The organism is Cellulomonas hominis (genome assembly GCF_014201095.1).
Taxonomy (GTDB): Bacteria; Actinomycetota; Actinomycetes; order Actinomycetales; family Cellulomonadaceae; genus Cellulomonas; species Cellulomonas hominis.
In genome coordinates this window covers 55,242-75,168 of sequence record NZ_JACHDN010000001.1, presented here as the reverse complement: position 1 = coordinate 75,168, position 19,927 = coordinate 55,242, and the positions used below count along the sequence as shown (strand labels likewise).

Below are 19,927 nucleotides of genomic sequence, written 5' to 3'. Positions count from 1 at the left end.
CAGGTCGGTAGCCCCGAGACAGGGCCGCAGAACGACCTGTCCCGGCCAGGGCGACCTCCCTCGGCGGAGCAGCGGGGTCGGGCAGGGCGCGAACGGGCGCGTGCGGTCCCGTGGGTCAGGCGTTCGTGACCACCAGGGCCACGTTGTGCCCGCCGAAGCCGAACGAGTTGTTCACCACCGCGATGTCGCCCGCCGGCAGGGCGCGCGGGGTGTCGCGCACGAGGTCGAGCACGAGCTCCGGGTCCGGCTTCTCGACGTTGATCGTCGGCGGGGCCTGCCGGTCCTGCACGGCCAGCACCGAGAACACCGTCTCGAGCGCGCCGGCACCGCCGAGCAGGTGCCCGGTCATCGACTTGGTGGCCGACAGCGCGACGCCGTCCGCGTCGGAGCCGAGCGTCTCGCGGACCCCGCGCGCCTCGATGAGGTCGCCGACGACCGTCGAGGTGGCGTGCGCGTTGACGTGCTTGACGTCCCCGGTCGCGACCCCGGCGTCCTTCAGGGCCATCCGCATCGCGGCGATCTGCCCGCGGCCCGTCGGCTCGGGGGAGGTGATGTGGTAGCCGTCGGAGGACAGGCCGACGCCGGAGATCGCGGCGTACACCTTCGCGCCACGGGCGGCCGCGTGCTCCTCGGACTCCAGGACGACGATGCCGGAGCCCTCGCCGATGACGAAGCCGTCGCGGTCCACGTCGTACGGCCGGGAGGCCCGGGCCGGGTCGTCCGTGCGGGTCGACAGCGTGCGGGAGGCGGCGAACGCGGCCATCGGCATCGGGTGGATCGTGGCCTCGGTGCCGCCGGCGATGACGACGTCGGCGCGGCCGCTGCGGATCATGTCGACCGCGTAGCCGATCGCCTCCGCCCCGGACGCGCAGGCGGAGACCAGGGCGTGCGCCCCGGCGCGGGCGCCGAACTCCAGCTCGACGTACGCGGACGGCGAGTTCGGCATGAGCATGGGGACGGTCATCGGCAGGACGCGGCGGGCGCCCTTCTCGCGGAGGGTGTCCCACGCGTCGAGCGTGGTCCAGATGCCGCCGATGCCGGAGGACACCACGACGCCGAGCCGGTCGGGGTCCACCTCGGGGGTGCCCGCGTCGGCCCAGGCCTCGCGCGACGCGATGATCGCGTACTGCGCGGACGGGTCCATCTTCTTGATCTCGGGCCGGGGGAGGACCTCCTCCGGGCGCACCGCGAGGGTCGCGGCGAAGTCGACCGGGAGGCCGTAGGTCTCGGCCCAGTCGTTGTCCAGCGTGCGCGCGCCCGACGTGCCGGCCAGGGCGGCCTGCCAGGTCGTGGGGACGTCCCCGCCGAGCGGGGTCGTGGCGCCGAGTCCGGTGACGACGACTCGCGTGCTCATGGGTGCTCCTCGGGGGGTGTCGGGCGGGTGGTGCGGGGATGCCGGGGCGGTGCGTCCGCCCCGGACGCGACCGGGGTCCGCGCGGGTGCCTTGACGGACCCGGCGCGGACCCCGGTCGGTGCGGCTCAGGCCTGGGCGTTCGAGATGAACGACACCGCGTCGCCGACGGTCGCGAGGTTCTTGACCTCGTCGTCCGGGATGCGGACCTCGAACTTCTCCTCGGCGAGGGTGACGATCGTCATCATCGACAGGGAGTCGATGTCCAGGTCGTCCGTGAACGACTTCTCGGGCAGGACCGAGTCGGTCGGCAGGCCGGTCTCCTCGCTGACGATCTCGGCCAGGCCGGCCAGGATCTCCTGCTCGCTGTGCGCCATCGGTGTCTCCTTGGTTGTGCGGTGCGCCACCGCCGGCGGGCGGTCGCGGTAACGGTCGATGAACGGTACTGCGGTGGCGGCCCCGTCAGGGCAGCACGACCACCTGGGCGGCGTAGACGAGGCCCGCGCCGAAGCCGATCTGCAGGGCCAGGGCCCCGCTGGACACCTGTCCCTCGCGGAGCAGCCGCTCCGTCGCGAGCGGGATCGAGGCGGCCGAGGTGTTCCCGGTGTCCGCGATGTCGCGGGCGACGGCCACGGTCTCGGGGAGCTTGAGCTGCTTGATCATCTGGTCGATGATCCGCATGTTCGCCTGGTGCGGGATGAACGCGTCGATGTCGTCGGCGGTCACGCCGGCGGCGTCCAGGGCCTTCTGCGCGACGGGGGCCATCTGCCAGACCGCCCACTTGAAGACGCTCGGGCCCTCCTGGCGCAGGGTCGGCCAGCCGGCCCCGTTGTCGCGGACGTCGATCCAGGAGTGCGTCTGGCGGATCGCCTGCGACTGGCTGCCGTCCGAGCCCCACACGGTCGGGCCGATGCCGGGCGTGTCGGACGGGCCGATCACGACCGCGCCCGCGCCGTCGCCGAGCAGGAAGGAGATGGAGCGGTCCGTCGGGTCGATGAAGTCGCTCATCTTCTCCGCGCCGATGACGAGCACGTGCCGGGCGGAGCCGGCGCGCACCAGGGCGTCCGCCTGGCCGATGCCGTAGCAGTAGCCGGCGCACGCGGCGGAGACGTCGAACGCGGCGGCAGGGGTCGCGCCCAGCCGGTCGGCCAGGATCGCGGCGCCCGACGGCGTCTGGTGGAAGTACGTGACCGTGGCGAGGATCACGGCGTCGATGTCGGAGCCCTGCAGGCCCGCGTTCTCGATCGCCTGCCGGCCGGCGCGCTCGGCGAGGTCGAGCACGTCGGTGTCCGCGCCGGAGCGAGCGCGGGTGACGATGCCGGTGCGCTGGCGGATCCACTCGTCGGAGGAGTCGATCGGGCCGACCAGGTCGTCGTTCGGCACGAGGTGCTCACCGCGGGCGGCCCCCAGGCCGAGGATCCGCGTGTGCGCGGGGCCGGTGGCCTGGGTCAGGGTGGGGCGGGTCACTGGGCGGTCTCCCGGGAGTCGTCGGTCGGGTCGGGCGCGAGGGATCCGCCCGCGTGGCGGGCCACCAGGTCCCGGGCGGCGGGCAGGTCGGCCGGCGAGGTGATCGCGACCGTCTCCACCCCGGGCAGGCTACGCCGCGCCAGGCCCTTGAGCACACCACCGGGGGCGAGCTCCAGCAGGCCGGTGACGCCGAGCTCGGCGAGCGTGGCCTGGCACAGGTCCCAGCGCACCGGGGAGGCGATCTGGGAGACCAGGCGGGCCACCACGTCGGCGCCCGTCGCGTCGGAACCGTAGGCGGCGCCGTCGGCGTTGCTCAGCAGCGCGGTGCGCGGCGCGGCGCTCGGCCAGCCCGCGGCGACGGCGCCGAACGCCTCCAGCGCGCCCTGCATGTAGGGGGTGTGGAACGCGCCGGCCACCTGCAGCGGCACCACGCGGGCGCGGGCCGGCGGGTTCTCGGCGAACCGGGCGATCGCCTCGAGCGAGCCCGCCGCGACCGTCTGGCCGCCGCCGTTGACGTTCGCGGGCCACAGGCCGGCCGCCTCGATCGCCGCGGCGACCTCGTCCGGGTCGCCGCCGAGCACGGCGGTCATGCCGGTCTGCTCGGCCGCGGCGGCCTCCGCCATGAACCGCGCGCGGTGCGACACCAGGCCGACGGCGCCGGCGTCGTCGAACACGCCCGCGACGGCCGCCGCGGCGAACTCACCGACCGAGTGGCCGGCGGTCGCGCCGACGGCCACGGGCCCCTCGTCCTCCAGCGCCCGCAGCGCCAGCAGGGACGTCGACACGATCAGCGGCTGGGCCACCGCGGTGTCCCGGATCGTGTCGGCGTCGGAGGTCGTCCCGTGGGTCAGCAGGTCGACGCCCGCGGCCTCCGAGAGGACCGCCAGGCGGTCGGCGGTGCCGGGCAGCTCGAGCCAGGGGGCGAGCATGCCGGGGGTCTGGGCGCCCTGTCCGGGGCAGACGATCGCGAGCACCCGACCACTCTGCCCGGCGTCCGCGCCCCCGCCCGCTCACGACGCGTACCAACCTGGGATGCACGGCTTGTGCGGCTCCCACAACTCCGGGCGTCTCAGGCGGGGTGGTCCAGGCGGCCCACCGCGAGGGCCTGCTGCAGCACGTACGCCTCCCGGGCGTCCAGCGGGTCCCAGCCGGTGACCTCGGCGACGCGCCGCAGGCGGTACCGGACGGTGTTCGGGTGCACGTACAGGGTGCGGGCCGCGGCCTCCAGCGAGCGGCCGGCCGCCAGGTACGCGGTCAGGGTCTCGAGCAGCGAGCCCGTGCTGGCGAGCAGCGGCACGTACGCCTGCTGCACCAGCACCGCCCGCGCGGACGCGTCCCCGACCAGCACGCGCTCCGGCAGCAGGTCGTCCGCGAGCACCGGGCGGGGCGCCTGCGGCCACGCGTGCACGGCCGCCAGCCCGGCCAGCGCGGCGCGGGCGGACCGGGCGGCGTCGGCGAGGTCGTCGCCGGTGGGGCCGAGCACCACGGGCCCGGGCCCGAACCGCGGCAGCAGCCCCGCGGCGGCCTCGCGCAGGTCGCCCGTGCCGCCGAGGAACACCACGAGCCGGTCGCCCTGGATGCCGACGAGCGCGTCGTCGGCGGCCCGCCGGGTCGCGCGGCGCAGGTCCGAGGTCCGCACGTCGTCCAGCGGGGAGGCGGTCGTGCCCACGACGACGAGCGTCCGCCCGCGCCCGGACCAGCCGAGCGCCGCGACCCGGGAGCGCAGCGAGTCGTCGACGTCCCCGCGCAGCAGCGCGTCCACGACCAGCGCCTCGAGCCGGGCGTCCCACGCGCCGCGCACCTCCGCGGCGCGGGCGTAGACCTCGGCCGCCGAGAACGCCACCTCGCGGGAGTAGCGCAGCACCGCCTCGAGCAGGTCGCGCTCGCCGCCCGGGGCCGCCAGCCGGTCGGCGTGCGCCTCGACCACGTCCACCACGACCCGCACCAGCTGCAGCGTGTGCTGCAGCGAGATGGAGCGCGTGAGCTCCGGCGGGGCGGTCGCGAAGATCTCCCCGACGCCGTGCGGCGGCTTGGAGGGATCGGCGAACCAGGTCACGAACGCCGTGATGCCGGCCTGCGCGACCAGCCCGACCCAGGACCGGTCGTCCGCGGGCAGCGCCCGGTACCAGTCCAGGTCCTCGTCCAGCCGGCGCATCGCCGCCGCCGCGAGCACGCCGCTGCCGTCCCGGACCCGGCGCAGCGTCTCGCCGTTGCTGGCGTCCGGGGCGGTGGCAATCCGGCCGGCGCGGGTGCGGGTGCGGGCGGGGGACAGGCCGTCGGCGTCGCCGGGGGGCGCGGGCGGGGGGCTGGGCTGGGCTGCGGGCGTCGCGGCGGTGCGGCTGGGGTCGGCCATGGGGCGAGCATAGGTGCTGGGCTTGTGGGGAACCGACAAAGACCGCGCCCGCGTCGCCGGCCACCGCCGGTCGTTCGACCAGTGCGCGACGGGTGCAGCGGATAGTGTCGATCCATGGCACTGCTGTCCCGACTGCGCCGACTCCTGGGCCGACCCGCACCCACGTCCCGTGTCGGGGCGCGCCGGCCCACGGGCGCCCCGCGGCACGGTGACCTCCCGCAGGAGGACGCCCTGCGCTCCCGCCTCGGCGACGACCCCAACGACGAGCGGGCGTTCGCCGCGCTGGCCGAGATCGTCCGCCGGCACGCCGTCACCGGCTCCGACGACGACCCGCTGACCGCCGAGGCCGACGACGCCGAGAAGCAGCGCGCCGCCGACCTCGCCGTGTGGTCCCTCGGCGAGGAGCTCGCCGGGAACCCCCGCGCCTGGTACCCCCTGGTCGAGGTCGCGCGGCTGTCCGTGCGCGACGACCTCGAGGGCACCGTCCGCCGCCTCACCACCGCCGCCGAGCGGGACCCCTCCGGCCGGGCGCTCGTCGCCGGCCTGCGGCTGCTGCGCGAGGCCGGGCTCCCGGTCGACGCGCTGTCCCTCGGCACCGGGCACTGGCACCCCCGCGAGCACGACCCGGAGGTCGGGCGCGAGCTCGTGCTCGCCGCGGTCGAGGCAGGGCGGCCGCTCGACGCGAAGCAGCACCTGGCGTCGCTGGACCTGTACCCGAAGCAGGACGACATCGCGCACCTCCGGCGGGAGCTGACCCGCCTGGTCGAGCAGGCCGAGCGGCACGCGGGCGCCTGACGCCCGCCGCCCGGCCGCCGGCGTTGGTGCGAGGGCGCCCCACGGCGCCCGGGTACCCGCGCCTCACGTCCCCGGCGCGACCGCGGGGTCGTGCAGGGCGTCGAGATCGGTCGTCCGCGCCGAGATCGGTCGCCGGGGCTGCCGATCTCGGCGCGGAGTGCCGATCTCGGCGCCCGCCGCGCGGGCGACGCCCGGGCGCGCCCCGGGGCGTTCTCGCGACGGGCGCACCACCCGCGGCGGCAGGAGCGCATCACCGACGACGACGGGCCCCGCACCTGCTCGGTGCGGGGCCCGTCGCCGTCAGGCCGGGGTGCGGGTCAGGCGTCGCCGCCCGCGTTGCCGGAGGTGCCGGCGGTCACGTCGTGCAGGCGGTACCGCTCGATGGCCTGCGCCGGGGCCTCCGGCGCGACCTTGCCCTCGCGGGCGAGCTGCTGCAGGACGCGGACCACCGTCGACGGCCCGTCGATCTTGAAGTGCCGGCGGGCGGCGGCGCGGGTGTCGGAGAACCCGAACCCGTCGGCGCCGAGCGTGGCGTACCGGCCCGGGATCCACTGGCGCACCTGGTCGGCCACGAGGTGGTCGTAGTCGGTGGTCGCCACGAACGGGCCCTCGGCGCCCTGGAGCTTCGCCGTGAGGTACGGCACCCGCTCCTCCTCGCCCGGGTGCAGGAACGCGTGCTCCTCGGCGGCGAGCGCCTCGCGGCGCAGCTCGTTCCAGGAGGTCACGGACCAGACCGCGGCCTGGACGCCCCAGTCCTCGGCGAGGAGCTTCTTCGCCTCGAGCGCCCACGGCACCGCCACGCCGGAGGCGAGGATCTGGGCGCGCGGCCCGTCGCCCTCCGCCGGGGACAGCTGGTAGATGCCCTTGAGGATGCCCTCGACGTCGACGTCCTCCGGCTCGGCCGGCTGGACGATCGGCTCGTTGTAGACCGTCAGGTAGTAGATGACGTCGGGGTCGCGCCCGTCGTCGCCGTACATCCGCTGCAGGCCGTCCTTGACGATGTGGCGGATCTCGTACCCGTAGGCCGGGTCGTAGTGCACGACGTGCGGCATGGTGCCCGCGAGCAGCGGGGAGTGGCCGTCCGCGTGCTGCAGGCCCTCACCGGTCAGCGTGGTGCGGCCCGCGGTGGCGCCGACCAGGAACCCGCGGGTCATCTGGTCGCCGGCCGCCCAGAACTGGTCGCCCGTCCGCTGGAACCCGAACATCGAGTAGTAGAAGTAGAACGGGATCAGCGGCTCGCCGTGCGTGGCGTAGGACGTGCCGACCGCCTGGAACGCGGACGCCGACCCCGCCTCGTTGATGCCGGTGTGCATGATCTGGCCGGCCTCGGACTCCTTGTAGGAGAGCATGAGGTCGCGGTCCACGGCGAGGTAGTTCTGGCCGTTCGTGTTGAAGATCTTCGCGCTCGGGAAGATCGAGTCCAGGCCGAACGTGCGGGCCTCGTCCGGGATGATCGGGACCAGGCGCTGCCCGATCTCCTTGTCCTTGATGAGGTCCTTGAACAGCCGCACGAGGGCCATCGTCGTGGCGACCTCCTGGTGCCCGGAGCCCTTCTTCAGCAGCTCGTAGGACTTGTCGCCCGGGAGGGTCAGCGGCTTGTGCGTGGTGCGGCGCTCCGGCACGTACCCGCCGAGCGCGCGGCGGCGCTCCTGCAGGTACTGGATCGCCGGGTCGTCCTGGCCGGGGTGGTAGTACGGCGGCAGGTACGGGTTCGCGTCGATCTGCTCGTCCGAGATCGGGATGTGCAGCGAGTCGCGCAGCGTCTTGAGCTCGTCGGCCTTGAGCTTCTTCATCTGGTGCGTGGCGTTGCGCCCGGCGAAGCCCGAGCCCAGGCCGTAGCCCTTGATGGTGTGCGCGAGGATGACGGTCGGCTGGCCGGTGTGCTCCCGCGCCGCCTTGTAGGCCGCGAAGATCTTCCGGTAGTCGTGGCCGCCGCGCTTGAGCGCCCAGATCTCGTCGTCCGTCATGCGCTCGACGAGGGCCTTGGTGCGCGGGTCGCGCCCGAAGAAGTTCTCCCGGATGAACGCGCCGTTCTCGGCCCGGTACGTCTGGAAGTCGCCGTCCGGCGTGGTGTTCATCAGGTGCACCAGGGCGCGGTCCTTGTCCGCGTTGAGCAGGGCGTCCCACTCGCGGCCCCAGATGACCTTGATGACGTTCCAGCCCGCGCCGCGGAACTGCGCCTCGAGCTCCTGGATGATCTTGCCGTTGCCGCGCACCGGGCCGTCGAGGCGCTGCAGGTTGCAGTTCACGACGAACGTCAGGTTGTCGAGGTTCTGCTGGGCGGCGTGCTGCAGCATGCCGCGGGACTCCGGCTCGTCCATCTCGCCGTCGCCGAGGAACGCCCAGACGTCCTGCTGGCTGGTGTCCTTGATGCCGCGCAGGTGCAGGTACTTGTTCGTCCACGCCTGGTAGATCGCGGAGGACGGGCCGAGGCCCATCGACACCGTGGGGAACTCCCAGAAGTCCGGCATCAGGCGGGGGTGCGGGTAGGACGGCAGGCCGCCGCCCGGGTGCGAGACCTCCTGGCGGAAGCCGTCGAGCTGGTGCTCGGTCAGCCGGCCCTCGAGGAACGCGCGGGAGTAGACGCCGGGGGAGGCGTGGCCCTGGAAGTAGACCTGGTCGCCGCCGCCGGGGTGGTCCTTGCCGCGGAAGAAGTGGTTGAGGCCGACCTCGTACAGCGTCGCGACGGACGCGTAGGAGGAGATGTGGCCGCCGACCGCGACGCCGGGCCGCTGCGCGCGCGTCACCATGACGGCGGCGTTCCAGCGGTTCCACGACCGGAACTTGCGCTCCAGGACCTCGTCGCCCGGGAAGTACGGCTCCTCGTGCACGCCGATGGTGTTGACGTAGGGCGTGTTCAGGTCGGCCGGGATGGCGACGTTCCGCTCCCGCGCGCGCTTGAGCATGTTCAGCAGGACGTACCGCGCCCGCGGGCCGCCCTTGTCGTCGATGAGCCCGTCGATGGACTCGACCCACTCGGAGGTCTCCTCCGGGTCCACGTCGGGTACCTGGCTCAGCAGGCCGTTGATGAGCGGCCCGCGCTCGTCCTTCGAAGCCACCAGTGCTCCTCGCCTCTCCACGCGGGGGGCCGGTCGGCCCCGGTGCGCATCTCGGCCCGCCGACGTGCGCGCCACGTTCCGGTGCGCTCGCCGCGGGCGGGTAGTAGGACCATTGTCCGTCGTCCCGGGGGCGAAAGTCTCCCAGTCGGGCTCCCGGGTTGCGTGACGTCGGTGACAATCGGGCCGCCGGGGCGTGGTCCGGGTCACGTCCGGGCACGTCAGAGGCCCTGCGAGGGCCGTCCGGCCGCCCGCATCGTGGGCCACGCGTCCCGGATGCTGTCCGCCGCCCTCCGGGTCCCGGCGTCCGCACGGTGACCAGGGGCGCCGCCGTCGCGCGCCGCGGGTGACTTGCCACGCCACGGGGGCGTGCGGTGGGCTACCGTTCGGTGATCGAACGGCAGGCCGCCGCACCGGCGGCGCAGACGGAAGGAACGGTTCGGGACGTGGCATCCAGCACGGGCGACACCCCGCAGGGGGCGGGTCGTCTCGGGTTCACCGCGGGGCAGGTGGTCCAGGAGTTCGGGTACGACGACGACGTCGACGAGGACCTGCGCTCCGGCGTGGAGGACATCACCGGGGCCGAGCTGGTCGACGAGGACTACGACGACGTGGTCGACGGCGTGGTCATCTGGTTCCGGGACGAGGACGGCGATCTCGCGGACACGCTCATGGACGCCATGACGGTCCTCGACGACGGCGGGCAGATCTGGGTCCTCACGCCGAAGCCGGGCCGCGGCGGGCACGTGGGGCACGACGACATCGAGGAGGCCGCCACCACGGCGGGCCTCCACGCGACCAGCACGTTCTCCATCGCGGGCGACTGGTCGGCCACCCGGCTCGGCAGCCGCGGCCGGGGGCGCTGACGTCGCCGCTCGGCGCCGGTGACCGGGCGCCGCGCCTGACCCTGCCCGACACGCACGGCACGCCGGTGGCGGTCGGCGGGGCGGGGGAGCAGTCGACGCTGCTCGTCTTCGTGCCCTACGCGTTCACGCGCACGTGCACGTCCGAGCTCGGCGAGCTGCAGGCCGGGCTCGGCGAGCTGGGCGACGCCGGCGTGCGCGTGGTCGCCGCGTCCTGCGACCCCGCGCCCGCACTGCGGGCCTGGGCCGAGCAGGAGGGGCTGACGTTCCCGGTGCTGTCCGACTTCTGGCCGCACGGCGCGGCGGCGCGCGCCTACGGGGTGCTCGACGAGGCGTCGGGGGCCGCGCGGCGGGGGTCGTTCCTGCTGGACGGCGACGGGGTCGTGCGGTGGTCGCTGGTGCACCCCGGGGGCGTGGCGCGGCCGTTCGCGGCGTACCGGGAGGCCGTGGCCGGGCTGTGACGCACGCCCCGGTAGGCTGACGCACCGCAGACGAGGGCCTGTAGCTCAGTTGGTCAGAGCGCCGCGCTTACACCGCGGAGGTCGCCGGTTCGAGACCGGCCGGGCCCACCCGACCCAGGTACGTTCGTGCGATCAGAGCGAGCATGCCCGCGCCCCTGGCCGAGACGGTCTCCGCGGACGCCGGATACCTCGCGGGCTCGGTCGCCGGGCACCGGCTGGACGAGGACGAAGCGGCCGATGCGTCGACCTGGTGGCCGGGCGGCCGCGGGAGTGGTCAGGCGCCGCCCACGCGGACGAGTCCCGTCTCGTAGGCGAGAACCACGGCCTGGACGCGGTCGCGCGCCCCCAGCTTCGGCAGGATGCGGGCCAGGTGGGTCTTCACCGTCGCCTCCGACACGTACAGCTGCTCGGCGATCTCGCGGTTCGAGCGGCCCTCGCCGACGCAGCGCAGCACCTCGAGCTCCCGCGGGGTCAGCACGGCCAGCCGGGGGTCCGTGCCGTCGTCCGACCGGTCGTCGTGCGCGGGCAGGGCGCGGGCGAACATCTCGAGCATCCGCCGGGTGATGCGCGGTGAGACCACCGCGTCGCCCGCCGCGACGGTCCGCACCGCCGCCACCAGCTCGGTGGGCGCGGCGTCCTTCACGAGGAACCCGCTGGCGCCGGCCCGCAGCGCCGCGAAGGCGTACTCGTCGAGGTCGAACGTGGTGAGGACGAGCACCCGCACGTGGGGGTCGGCCGTGACGATCTCCCGCGTGGCCTCGATCCCGTCGGTTCCCGGCATCCGCACGTCCATGAGGACGACCTGGGGCCGCAGGGCCGCCGTCTGCTGGACGGCTGTGCGCCCGTCGCCTGCCTCGCCGACGACCTCCAGGTCGCCGGCGCTCTCCACCATGAGGCGGAAGCCCATGCGGACCAGTGGGTGGTCGTCCACCAGCAGCACCGTGATCATGCGCCCTCCTCCGCGTGCGGCAGCACGGCCCGGACGCGCCAGCCGGACTCGTGCGGTCCGGCCTCGACAGCGCCGCCGAATGCCGCGGCGCGCTCCCGCATCCCGAGCACGCCCCGGCCCGCGCCCGTGCCCGCCGGGACGGCACGTGCGTCGCCCAGGTCGGTCACGACGAGCTCCACCGACACGCCGGTCCGGCGCACGGCCAGCTCGGCGCCCGCGGTCCCCGGCGCGTGCCTCAGCACGTTGGTCAGCGCCTCCTGGGCGATGCGGAACACGGCGAGCTGCAGGGCCGGGGGCAGCGTCGCCAGGCCCCGGTCGTCGAGGCCGGTCGCGTCCAGCGCGAGGCCGGCGGTGCGGAACCGGTCGGCGAGCGCGCCCAGGTCCCCGGTGCCGGGCTGCGGGGCGAGCGGCGCCACCGGCGGTCCCGAGGCTGCCCCCGTGCCGGGTGCCTCCTCGTGCAGGACGTCCAGGACCCGGCGCATGTCCCGCAGCGCCGACTGGCCCGTCGCGACCAGCTCGCGGAGCGCCGCCCGGGACCGGTCCGGCGCCTGGTCCAGCGCAGCGGCCGCACCACCGCCGAGAGTCACCATCACCGAGACGCTGTGCGCCACGACGTCGTGCATCTCGCGGGCGATGCCGGCGCGCTCCGACGCGCGGGCGAGCTGCACGCGCTGCTCCTGCTCGCGGGCCAGCGCGTTCGCCTGCTCGACGAACGCCGCGAGGTGGAGCCGCCGGTTCCGCGCGTTGGTGCCCGTCGCGACGGCGAGCAGCGCGAGCACGAGCACCGGCGCGGCGGTCTGGAACCAGACGGTGCTGCCGAGCCCGCGGCCGCCCCCGTCCGGGTCGAGACCCGCCATGAGGGAGCCGACGACGCGGGGCAGCGGGAGCAGCCACGCGGCGACGAGCAGCGCAGCGACCGTCCCGGCGAGGACGCTCCACGTGACGAGCGGCTCCCGCCGGGTCGCGACCGCGAACAGCGCGACCGCCGTCCCGACCTCGAAGCCCGACGTGGTGCCGGTCGCCGCGAGTGCGCCGACGCCGAGCAGCGTCATCGCGACCGCCACGGGCACGGGCCGGCGGCGCCGCAGCAGCACCGCCACCACCCCCGCCGCCGTCAGACCGAGGGAGGCGAGCTGCATCTGCAGCACCCGGTCACCGCCGAACCGCGCGTGCAGGGAGTACATCGAGTCCGCGCCGACGCCCACCAGCAGCGCCCACCCCGCGAAGCCGGCGGCCAGGAGCAGGTCCACCACCACCGGTCGCCGCCGCAGGAACCGGCGGACCGGTCCGAGGGGGCGCGCGGACAGCTCGGTGAAGGTCGGCGGGGCGGGTGCCTCGACCACACCCGTCCTTTCGTGCGCAGCCACGTCCGTACTCTCCCAGACCTGGCGCGTCAGGCATCCCGGCGGCGCAGCAGCACCGAGGCGGCCACCAGCACCACCGCGACCCAGGCGAGCATCACGCCGTAGCCCTCCCAGGGTGACAACGTCGTCGTGCTCGACGTGGTGATGACGGACCCCACCGCGTCGGACTGCAGCAGACGGTTGCCGGCGCTCGCAGGCAGGAACGAGGCGAACGTCTGCAGCGGCGCCCACGGCACCGCCCCGAGGCCGTTCTCCAGGACGAGCAGCAGTCCCAGCACGGTCGCGATGCCCGCCGCAGAGCTGCGCACGATCGCGCCGATGCCGAACGCCAGGGCCGTCGCCGCACCGAGGTAGAGCGGGACGCCCCAGAGGATCCGCAGGTCGTCCGCGCGGGTCGGGTCGATCGACATGCCGGTGCGCTCGAACCACGGCGTCCCGGCGGCCCACGCGAGGGCCACGCCCAGCAGCGACGCGACCATCACGACCGCCACGGTGACGAGCAGCTTGGCCCACAGCGCCTGGAGCCGGCGGGGTGCGGCGGTCAGCGTCGAGCGGATCTGCCCCGTGCTGTACTCACCGGCGATCGACAGCACCCCGAGCGTGCAGAACACCAGCTGGGCCAGCGCGACGCCGGACGTCACGTAGACGGCACCGACCAGGTACGGGGAGCCGACGGCCTCGGGCACCGTGGAGATGCTCGAGAAGCGCATCGCGGCGAACGCCGGCAGGAACGCCACCCCCACGAGGAGGGACCACCACGTCGACCGGAGTGTCCGCAGCTTGATCCGCTCGGCGGCGACGAGGCGCCCGAACGTCACGGGCTGTGCGACGGGGACCGAGCGGACGGGCGGGTCGGCGAGCGGGGTGAACGTGGTCATCGGGTACCTCCCGTGGTGCGGGCCGTGCTGGTCGCGCGCGTCGCGCGGGTGCCGGACGGGCCGGGGGAGCCCGAGCGGTACTCGACCTCCGTGGCGGTGAGCTGCATGTAGGCGTCCTCGAGGGAGACCTGGACGGGGGCCAGCTCGTGGAGCACGACCCCCGCGGTGGCGGCGATCTGCGCGACCTCGGGGGCTTCCGCGCCGGTCACGTCGAGCAGGTCGGGTCCGATGGTCGAGACCTGGACACCCGGCAGGGTCTGCAGCGCGGTCGTGAGCGCAGCCGCCGTCGGTGTCCGCACCCGGACCACCCGCGTCCCCGCAAGCCCCACCACCTCCGCCACCGGAGCGTCCGCGAGCACCCGCCCTCGGCCCAGGACGATCAGGTGGTCCGCGGTCAGCGCCATCTCGGACATGAGGTGCGACGACAGCAGCACCGTCCGGCCCTGCGCAGCCAGGCCGCGCAGCAGGTTCCGCACCCAGGCGACGCCCTCCGGGTCCAACCCGTTGACCGGCTCGTCCAGGATCAGCGTCCGTGGGTCGCCGAGCAGAGCCGCGGCGATGCCGAGCCGCTGCCCCATGCCCAGCGAGAACGTCCCGGCCCGCTTGCGCGCGACCGCCAGCAGGCCGGTCTCCTCCATCACCGTCGTCACCCGCCGCGCGCCGATGCCGTGGGTCGCTGCCAGCGCCAGCAGGTGCGCCCGTGCGGACCGCCCGGGGTGGACCGCCTTCGCATCGAGCAGCGCCCCGACCTCGCCCAGCGGAGCGCGGTGGTCGGCGTAGCGGCGGCCGTTCACGGTGACGGAGCCCGCGGTCGGGCGGTCGAGCCCGACGATCATCCGCATCGTCGTGGACTTGCCCGCGCCGTTCGGACCCAGGAACCCGGTGACCACGCCGGGACGCACCGTGAAGCTGATGCCGTCGACGGCCACTGTCCCGTCGTACGTCTTGGTCAGGCCCGTGGCCTCGATCATGCGCCCTCCTACGTTCGGTGTGCGTCGAACGTAGGAGCGGGACCCGGGGCGCCGAGACCTCCCACGGGACGAGATGTCGCAGGGGCGCGCGTACAACGGCTGGATGACGCGGTCATCCCGACGCCCGTCGTGTGCACGGCGGTGGTGGTGGACCGGCGGCCCGAGGGAGCCCGCCCGGCGCCCTCACGGCGCCGGCGTGATCCCCCGGGTGCGGATCGCCTCGGCGATCTCCTGGACGTACCGGTCCATCCCCACGAGCGCGTCCCGCTCCCACGGGTCGAGCGCCTCGGAGTACAGGTTCAGCGCCACCGTGGTGTCCGCGTCGACGATCGCGGGAAGTGCCGCGGCCGACCGGAACCCGCGGTCGAGGGCCGCGCTGCGCCAGGCCGGCCACCGCTCGTCCGCCGCGACGTCGAGGACGAGCTCGCCGCGCAGCTGCTGGATCGCGGTGACGCAGGGGCCCTCGCCGGCGGCGATCTCCACCTTGTCGCAGTGCGCGGCGCGCTCGCCGCTGCTCGCGGCGTACCGCAGCAGGTGCACCTGGCGGACGATGATGCTGCACTCCGTGGGCACCCGCAGCCGTGCCGACGCCCCCTCGGCGAACGCGTCCAGGTGGGCGAACGAGCCGTCGCGGTCGTACATCTCGAGCATCTGCGCCTCCTCGTCGGCGCCGAAGTGTCTCACGCGCGCGGGCGCTCAGGACTCGACCCCCGTGGCGCCGTGCGGCGCGCCGACGGGCTTCGACTCGGGCGAGCCGCGCTCGCGGAGGTAGATCGCGAACACCACCATGCACAGCACCGCGAGGAACTCGGACTGCCAGTTCTGCAGGGTGCGGCTCCAGAAGTCCGGCAGCGTGAGGTACTCGGTCCAGGTGACAGGGTCCTGCAGGTCGCGCATCTGCTCCTCGGAGTACGCGACGGCGCCCGTGAGGGACTGCGCGAGCCAGGAGCCCAGGAAGACCGCGCCCATCACGAGGGTCAGGGAGTGCGAGTAGACCGAGAGCCGCCACCCGGTGCGGCGGGCCCAGGACGGGGAGTCCTCGCCCGCGTGCCGTCCGACGCGCTGGTCCTCGTCGCTCTCGCGCCCGGCCCGGTCGAGGCTCTTGGACTCGGGCGAACCGCGCTGCAGCAACCACACGGTGGCGCCGATGAAGAGCAGGAACTGCAGGAACTCCGACTGCCAGTTCTCGGTGAGGTCGACCAGGAAGGCCGACGACGTGACGTACTGGCCGAGCGTGAGCGGGTCCAGGTCCGCGGCGACCTGCTCGCGGTTGACCAGCGCCAGACCGCTGGCCGCCTGACCGACGACCGCCGCCAGGAAGATCGCGCCGAAGAACAGGCTCAGGCCGTTCTCACGCAGGACGCGCGGGGTCCGGCGGGTCATCGCTGCACCAGCGCGATCAGGACGCTGTAGATGAGGCCGAGCGCGACCACGGCCAGGGTCGCGACGAACAGGGCGCGCTGGGTCCTCACTCCGCCACCTCGCAGTCGTAGGGCCGGTCCGGCCGCGCCGTGCACGCCGCGGCGGTGATGACCCAGCCGGGTCCCGACCGGGCCAGGAAGAGCGTGTCCGTGCCGAGCGCGACCTGCGCCTGCCGCCCGGCGACGCGCACCGCCGCGCCCCCGGACGTCGCGCCCGCCGCGTCCGCCCGGTCGCGGAGGTCGTCGCCGAGGTCCCCCGAGGTCAGGGCCTCCGGGCACGGCGACCCGGCGTCGTCCTCGACGGCCGCGGCGACCGCCGGCGCCAGGGCCGCGCACGCCGCGGCCCCGTCCCCGTCGGCGATCGCCGTGTAGAAGCCCGTCGCGGTGTCTGCGGCCTCGTCGCGCGGCGGGGCGCAGGAGCTCAGCGCCACGCCGACGAGGGCGGCGAGCGCGAGAGCGCCGGAGCGTACGGACATGCCCGGATCGTCGCAGGCAGGCGACCCGGCAGCATCTCGAGCGGCGCGGGCCGGGCGCGGTGCCCGGGCTCAGCCGCCCAGGCGGACGGGGTCCTCCCACGTGCCGTACAGCACGTGGTCCAGCACGACGAGCCCGCCCCGGCCGGCCTGCGGCAGGGGCGTCGTCCAGAGCCGCTCCCCGGAGTCGAGCGACCAGGCCCGCAGCGCGTCGGCGTCCTCGGACGTCCGGACGCCCATCAGGAGCCGGCGGCCGTCGGTCATCGGCCACGGCCAGAACCCGTCGGGGTCCGCGCCCCCGGGATTGCGCGGCGACCGCCACCGCGTCACGCCCGTGGCCACGTCGAGCGCCCACACGTCCTCGGCGTCCGCGCCGTACAGGACGTCGCGGAGCAGGATGAGGGACACCCCGGTGGTGCCCGGGAGCTCGGTCTCCCAGGCCGGGACCCCGGTCGCGTGGTCGACCGCCCGCAGCCGCTGCGTGGTCCCCCCCAGGTCGGTCAGCAGCTCCAGGCCGGGCGAGCTCCCGTCGTCGACCGTGAACCACGCGGGCGCGCCGACCGCGACGGCGTCCCCGGTGCCGTCGGCCCCGCCCAGCCGGGTGAGGCCGTCGGCCCCCGTGACGACGAGGCGGTCGCCGCGGCCCACCTGGACCGCCGAGCCGGCGGCCTCGAGGATGCCGTCGGACCTCCGGGCCGCCCACGAGTACGGGCCGCAGGTCGTGACGACGTGCGCGTCGGTCACCTGCAGCTGCGGAAGCGACTCCGTCTGCCCGTCGACGGTCCCGGGGTCCGCGGGCAGCCCCGTCGACCACCGCACGCGGCCCGTGACGGCGTCCTCGGCGGAGAGCCGCACGACGCCGCCGGACACCTCGACGACCACGAGGTCGCCGCCGGCGGTCTGGGCGCTCGCGGCGGGCGCCATCTCCCGCTCGGCGAGGACCGCCCCGGTGGCCGTGTCGAGCGTGACGAGCCGGGTCCTGGCCGGTGCGCCGAGCATCCACCCGTCGGTGTCGTCGCCCGTCGGCGGCAGCCGGTCCACCACCAGGCACGTGACCCGGCGCACGTCCGGGCCGCCCGTCGAGCACGACGGCCACTCCTGGGGGCCGCCCTCCGGCGGCTGAGCGCCCTGCGTGCCCTCGGCGCCGGCCAGCGACGTCTCCCAGCGCACGTCGCCGGTCGCGGCGTCCAGGCCCTGCACCGCCGGGAGCCGGTCCGGCCCGACCACCGGGAGCACGCGGACCTCGCCCGCGTCCAGCCCGAGCAGCGTCGGGGCCGGCGTGGCGGTCAGGTCGCGGTCCACGTCGTAGCCGATCACCCCGGGCACGGCCCGCGCCGCGGCGACCCGGTCGCCCGCCCGCGCGTCGAGGACGAGCTGGGTGCCGACGACCGCAGCGACGAGCACGAGCGCGACGGCGCCGCCGCGCAGCAGGTGCCGCCGGGTGAGCCGCAGGCGGCGGACCGCGGGGGCGGTGCCGGGCGCGGGCGCGTCGAGCGGCTCGAGCTCGACGTCCTGCATCCGGTCGCCCACGGCGTCAACCTAGTGCGGGTGCGGCCCGTCGCGGGCGGGTTCCGGACGGCGGTCGGTGGCGCGCGGCGACCCCGCCTCCCGGCAGCGCTCTGCCAGCGTCGCGAACGCCGCGGCGAGCTCCGGCGGGCCGGTCACCTCGACCCGGGCGTCGAAGCGCAGAAGCGACGCCGCGAGCGCCGGCCACGACCAGGAGCCGGTCGTGAGCCGGCAGCGACCGGCGTCGACGGGCTCGACCACGCCGTCGCCCGCGAACGGGGCGACCTCTCGCGCGGGCAGGTCCAGGACGACGGTGCCGCGGCAGGGCCAGTCGTCCGTCGGGGCGGCCCCGCGGAACCGGGCGGCGACGAAGCGGGCGACGTCGCCACCGGGGACGTCGCGGGCGGGGAAGCGGGCGCCGGTGTGCGGACGGAGCGCCATCCGGTCGGCGCGGAACAGCCGCCAGTCGCCGCGGTCGAGGTCCCAGGCGACGAGGTACCAGCGCCCCCGCGCGGCGACGAGGTGGTGCGGCTCCGCGCGGCGCGGCGGGAGGGGCGCGGTGCCACCGGGGCCGGGGTCGGGGTCGCCGTAGTCGAACCGCACGACCTCGCGGGCCCGGACGGCGGCGGACAGCGCGAGGAGCGCCTCGGTGGCGGGCACGGCGGCGAGGGCGGTGGCGGGCGGCAGGGCCGTGTACCGCAGGGCGTCGGCGCGTCGGCGCAGCCGTGGGGGCATGACGCGGCGCAGGGTCCGGTCGGCGCGCTCGGCGGCGTCCTCGACACCGGCGCCGAGCAGCGGCACGGCCTGCAGCGCCACGGCGATCGCGGTGACCTGCTCCTCGTCGAGGAGCAGCGGCGGGAGCTCCGCCCCGGGCTCGAGCCGGTAGCCCCCGGCCGAGCCGCGCGTGGTGCCGACGGCGTAGCCCATCGCGCGGAGCCGGTCCACGTCCCGGCGCACCGTCCGGGCGGTCACGTCGAGCCGGTCGGCGAGCTCGGGCCCGGGCCACTCGCGGCGGGTCTGGAGCAGCGAGAGCAGGCGCAGCAGCCGCGCGGTGGTGGTGGCCGGGCTCATGGCCCCGACCCTACGGCGCGATGAGGACCGTACCTGTCCTGATGGCCTGCGACGGTGTCGGTCCCGCCGCACCCCGCGGTGGCACCCACGACGAGGAGCACGCCATGAGCATCGCCACCACGACCCACCTGAACTTCCGCGGCCGGGCGCGCGCCGCGCTCGAGCACTACCGGTCCGTGTTCGGGGGCGACCTCGCGGTCGTCACGTACGCCGACGCGCAGGCGGTCACCGCGCCCGAGGAGGCCGACCAGGTCATGTGGGGGCAGGTCGCCTCCCCGGACGGGTTCCGGGTGATGGCCTACGACGTGCCGTCGCACACGCGCCACGAGCCGGGCGTGATCCCGGTGTTCGTCTCGGTGCGCGGCACCGACGCCGACAAGCTCACCGGCTACTGGGAGCGGCTCGCCGCGGACGGGACCGTGGTCGTGCCGCTCGGCCCGGCCGGGTGGGCGCCGCTGTACGGCATGGTCCGCGACCCGTTCGGGGTCACCTGGGTGCTGGACCTCGCGGTCGACCGGGTGGGCTGACGGTGCACGGGGCGCTCGACGACCTGGAGCAGCGGCCCGCCCCCGTCGGCTCCGCCGCCCTCACCCGGCAGGCATGAGGCGCCAGCCCGTGCCGGGGGAGATGCTGGTCCCGGGCCGGGCCGGGCCGGGCCGGGCCGGGCCGGGCCGGGCCGGGCGTCGGGCAGCCACGGCGCCGGCCCCGCCGCGGCAGCGCACGCCCTCGGGAGGTCGCGATGCTCTACCACATCCGGGTCGTCGGCCCCGCGCGCGACCTGACGGACCTGCGCGACTTCGCCGACATCGTGGCGGCCCCGACGCGGGACGGCGCGATCCTGTCCTGCCAGGTCCCGGACCGCTCGGCCCTCACCGGCGTGGTCGCGCTGCTGTGCGACCTGGGCGTCGAGATCGCGGAGCTGCAGGCGGTCCCGGGCGCCTGAGCACC

At 75.5% G+C, this 19,927-nt stretch carries 20 protein-coding genes and 1 tRNA gene; 6 read left to right on the top strand and 15 right to left on the bottom strand.

Going from position 1 to position 19,927, the window contains the following annotated elements; translation table 11 throughout:
- Nucleotides 1-115: 115 nt before the first annotated feature.
- From HNR08_RS00375 to HNR08_RS00355, 5 genes are all read right to left on the bottom strand, one after another.
- Nucleotides 116-1,354, bottom strand: coding sequence for a beta-ketoacyl-[acyl-carrier-protein] synthase family protein (locus HNR08_RS00375; RefSeq protein ID WP_146838930.1), 1,239 nt, complete (start codon nt 1,352-1,354; stop codon nt 116-118).
- A 125-nt stretch (nt 1,355-1,479) separates the two neighbouring features.
- Nucleotides 1,480-1,728 (bottom strand): acyl carrier protein, encoded by a 249-nt coding sequence (locus HNR08_RS00370; protein WP_146838928.1) that lies wholly within the window; start codon nt 1,726-1,728, stop codon nt 1,480-1,482.
- An 85-nt stretch (nt 1,729-1,813) separates the two neighbouring features.
- Nucleotides 1,814-2,818, bottom strand: coding sequence for a beta-ketoacyl-ACP synthase III (locus tag HNR08_RS00365; protein ID WP_146838926.1), 1,005 nt, complete (start codon nt 2,816-2,818; stop codon nt 1,814-1,816).
- On the bottom strand, nt 2,815-3,792 hold the full coding sequence (locus tag HNR08_RS00360) for an ACP S-malonyltransferase (protein WP_146838924.1): 978 nt from the start codon (nt 3,790-3,792) through the stop codon (nt 2,815-2,817). Before HNR08_RS00360 ends, HNR08_RS00365 begins: the two co-directional genes overlap by 4 nt.
- Before the next feature lie 95 nt (nt 3,793-3,887).
- Nucleotides 3,888-5,171, bottom strand: a complete 1,284-nt coding sequence (locus HNR08_RS00355) for a PucR family transcriptional regulator (RefSeq protein ID WP_146838922.1) — start codon at nt 5,169-5,171, stop codon at nt 3,888-3,890.
- 114 nt (nt 5,172-5,285) lie between these two features.
- Here HNR08_RS00355 and HNR08_RS00350 point away from each other — a divergent pair, with 114 nt between their 5' ends.
- The gene (locus tag HNR08_RS00350) at nt 5,286-5,966 is read left to right on the top strand and encodes a hypothetical protein (protein WP_146838920.1); all 681 of its coding nucleotides are present in this window, start codon (nt 5,286-5,288) and stop codon (nt 5,964-5,966) included.
- Nucleotides 5,967-6,283: 317 nt separating this feature from the next.
- Here the strand turns inward: HNR08_RS00350 and aceE are convergent, their stop codons facing one another.
- Nucleotides 6,284-9,025 carry a pyruvate dehydrogenase (acetyl-transferring), homodimeric type gene (gene aceE, locus HNR08_RS00345; protein WP_146838918.1) on the bottom strand — a complete coding sequence of 914 codons (2,742 nt, stop codon included), beginning with the start codon at nt 9,023-9,025 and terminating at the stop codon, nt 6,284-6,286.
- Nucleotides 9,026-9,468: 443 nt separating this feature from the next.
- On the opposite strand from aceE, the gene HNR08_RS00340 reads away from it, so the two are divergent.
- The 3 genes from HNR08_RS00340 to HNR08_RS00330 all read left to right on the top strand — a co-directional run bounded on the left by HNR08_RS00340 (nt 9,469) and on the right by HNR08_RS00330 (nt 10,454).
- Nucleotides 9,469-9,888 carry a DUF3052 domain-containing protein gene (locus HNR08_RS00340; protein ID WP_146838916.1) on the top strand — a complete coding sequence of 140 codons (420 nt, stop codon included), beginning with the start codon at nt 9,469-9,471 and terminating at the stop codon, nt 9,886-9,888.
- Nucleotides 9,846-10,346 carry a redoxin domain-containing protein gene (locus HNR08_RS00335; RefSeq protein WP_307724261.1) on the top strand — a complete coding sequence of 167 codons (501 nt, stop codon included), beginning with the start codon at nt 9,846-9,848 and terminating at the stop codon, nt 10,344-10,346. Before HNR08_RS00340 ends, HNR08_RS00335 begins: the two co-directional genes overlap by 43 nt.
- A 34-nt stretch (nt 10,347-10,380) precedes the next feature.
- Nucleotides 10,381-10,454: transfer RNA gene (locus HNR08_RS00330), tRNA-Val, on the top strand.
- Between the two features lie 166 nt (nt 10,455-10,620).
- Here HNR08_RS00330 and HNR08_RS00325 read toward each other — a convergent pair.
- The 9 genes from HNR08_RS00325 to HNR08_RS00285 all read right to left on the bottom strand — a co-directional run bounded on the left by HNR08_RS00325 (nt 10,621) and on the right by HNR08_RS00285 (nt 18,979).
- Nucleotides 10,621-11,295, bottom strand: a complete 675-nt coding sequence (locus tag HNR08_RS00325; RefSeq protein WP_146838914.1) for a response regulator — start codon at nt 11,293-11,295, stop codon at nt 10,621-10,623.
- Complete coding sequence (locus HNR08_RS22525) at nt 11,292-12,662, bottom strand: histidine kinase (RefSeq protein ID WP_186812775.1); 1,371 nt, start codon at nt 12,660-12,662, stop codon at nt 11,292-11,294. Before HNR08_RS22525 ends, HNR08_RS00325 begins: the two co-directional genes overlap by 4 nt.
- Nucleotides 12,663-12,688: 26 nt before the next feature.
- Entirely contained in the window at nt 12,689-13,537 is an 849-nt protein-coding gene (locus HNR08_RS00315) for an ABC transporter permease (RefSeq protein ID WP_146838910.1), read from the bottom strand.
- Complete coding sequence (locus tag HNR08_RS00310) at nt 13,534-14,508, bottom strand: ABC transporter ATP-binding protein (protein WP_146838908.1); 975 nt, start codon at nt 14,506-14,508, stop codon at nt 13,534-13,536. The genes HNR08_RS00315 and HNR08_RS00310 overlap by 4 nt, the downstream gene beginning before the upstream one ends.
- A gap of 183 nt (nt 14,509-14,691) precedes the next feature.
- The gene (locus tag HNR08_RS00305; RefSeq protein ID WP_146838906.1) at nt 14,692-15,192 is read right to left on the bottom strand and encodes a GAF domain-containing protein; all 501 of its coding nucleotides are present in this window, start codon (nt 15,190-15,192) and stop codon (nt 14,692-14,694) included.
- 12 nt (nt 15,193-15,204) lie between these two features.
- Nucleotides 15,205-15,891 carry a DUF6766 family protein gene (locus HNR08_RS00300; RefSeq protein WP_146838904.1) on the bottom strand — a complete coding sequence of 229 codons (687 nt, stop codon included), beginning with the start codon at nt 15,889-15,891 and terminating at the stop codon, nt 15,205-15,207.
- A gap of 85 nt (nt 15,892-15,976) precedes the next feature.
- On the bottom strand, nt 15,977-16,405 hold the full coding sequence (locus HNR08_RS00295; RefSeq protein WP_146838902.1) for a hypothetical protein: 429 nt from the start codon (nt 16,403-16,405) through the stop codon (nt 15,977-15,979).
- 69 nt (nt 16,406-16,474) lie between these two features.
- Nucleotides 16,475-17,932, bottom strand: a complete 1,458-nt coding sequence (locus HNR08_RS00290; RefSeq protein WP_146838900.1) for an outer membrane protein assembly factor BamB family protein — start codon at nt 17,930-17,932, stop codon at nt 16,475-16,477.
- Between the two features lie 9 nt (nt 17,933-17,941).
- Nucleotides 17,942-18,979 carry a helix-turn-helix transcriptional regulator gene (locus HNR08_RS00285; protein ID WP_146838898.1) on the bottom strand — a complete coding sequence of 346 codons (1,038 nt, stop codon included), beginning with the start codon at nt 18,977-18,979 and terminating at the stop codon, nt 17,942-17,944.
- A 104-nt stretch (nt 18,980-19,083) separates the two neighbouring features.
- On the opposite strand from HNR08_RS00285, the gene HNR08_RS00280 reads away from it, so the two are divergent.
- Nucleotides 19,084-19,506 (top strand): VOC family protein, encoded by a 423-nt coding sequence (locus HNR08_RS00280; RefSeq protein ID WP_183834701.1) that lies wholly within the window; start codon nt 19,084-19,086, stop codon nt 19,504-19,506.
- A gap of 212 nt (nt 19,507-19,718) precedes the next feature.
- Entirely contained in the window at nt 19,719-19,922 is a 204-nt protein-coding gene (locus HNR08_RS00275; protein WP_146840884.1) for a hypothetical protein, read from the top strand.
- The last annotated feature ends 5 nt before the right edge of the window (nt 19,923-19,927 follow it).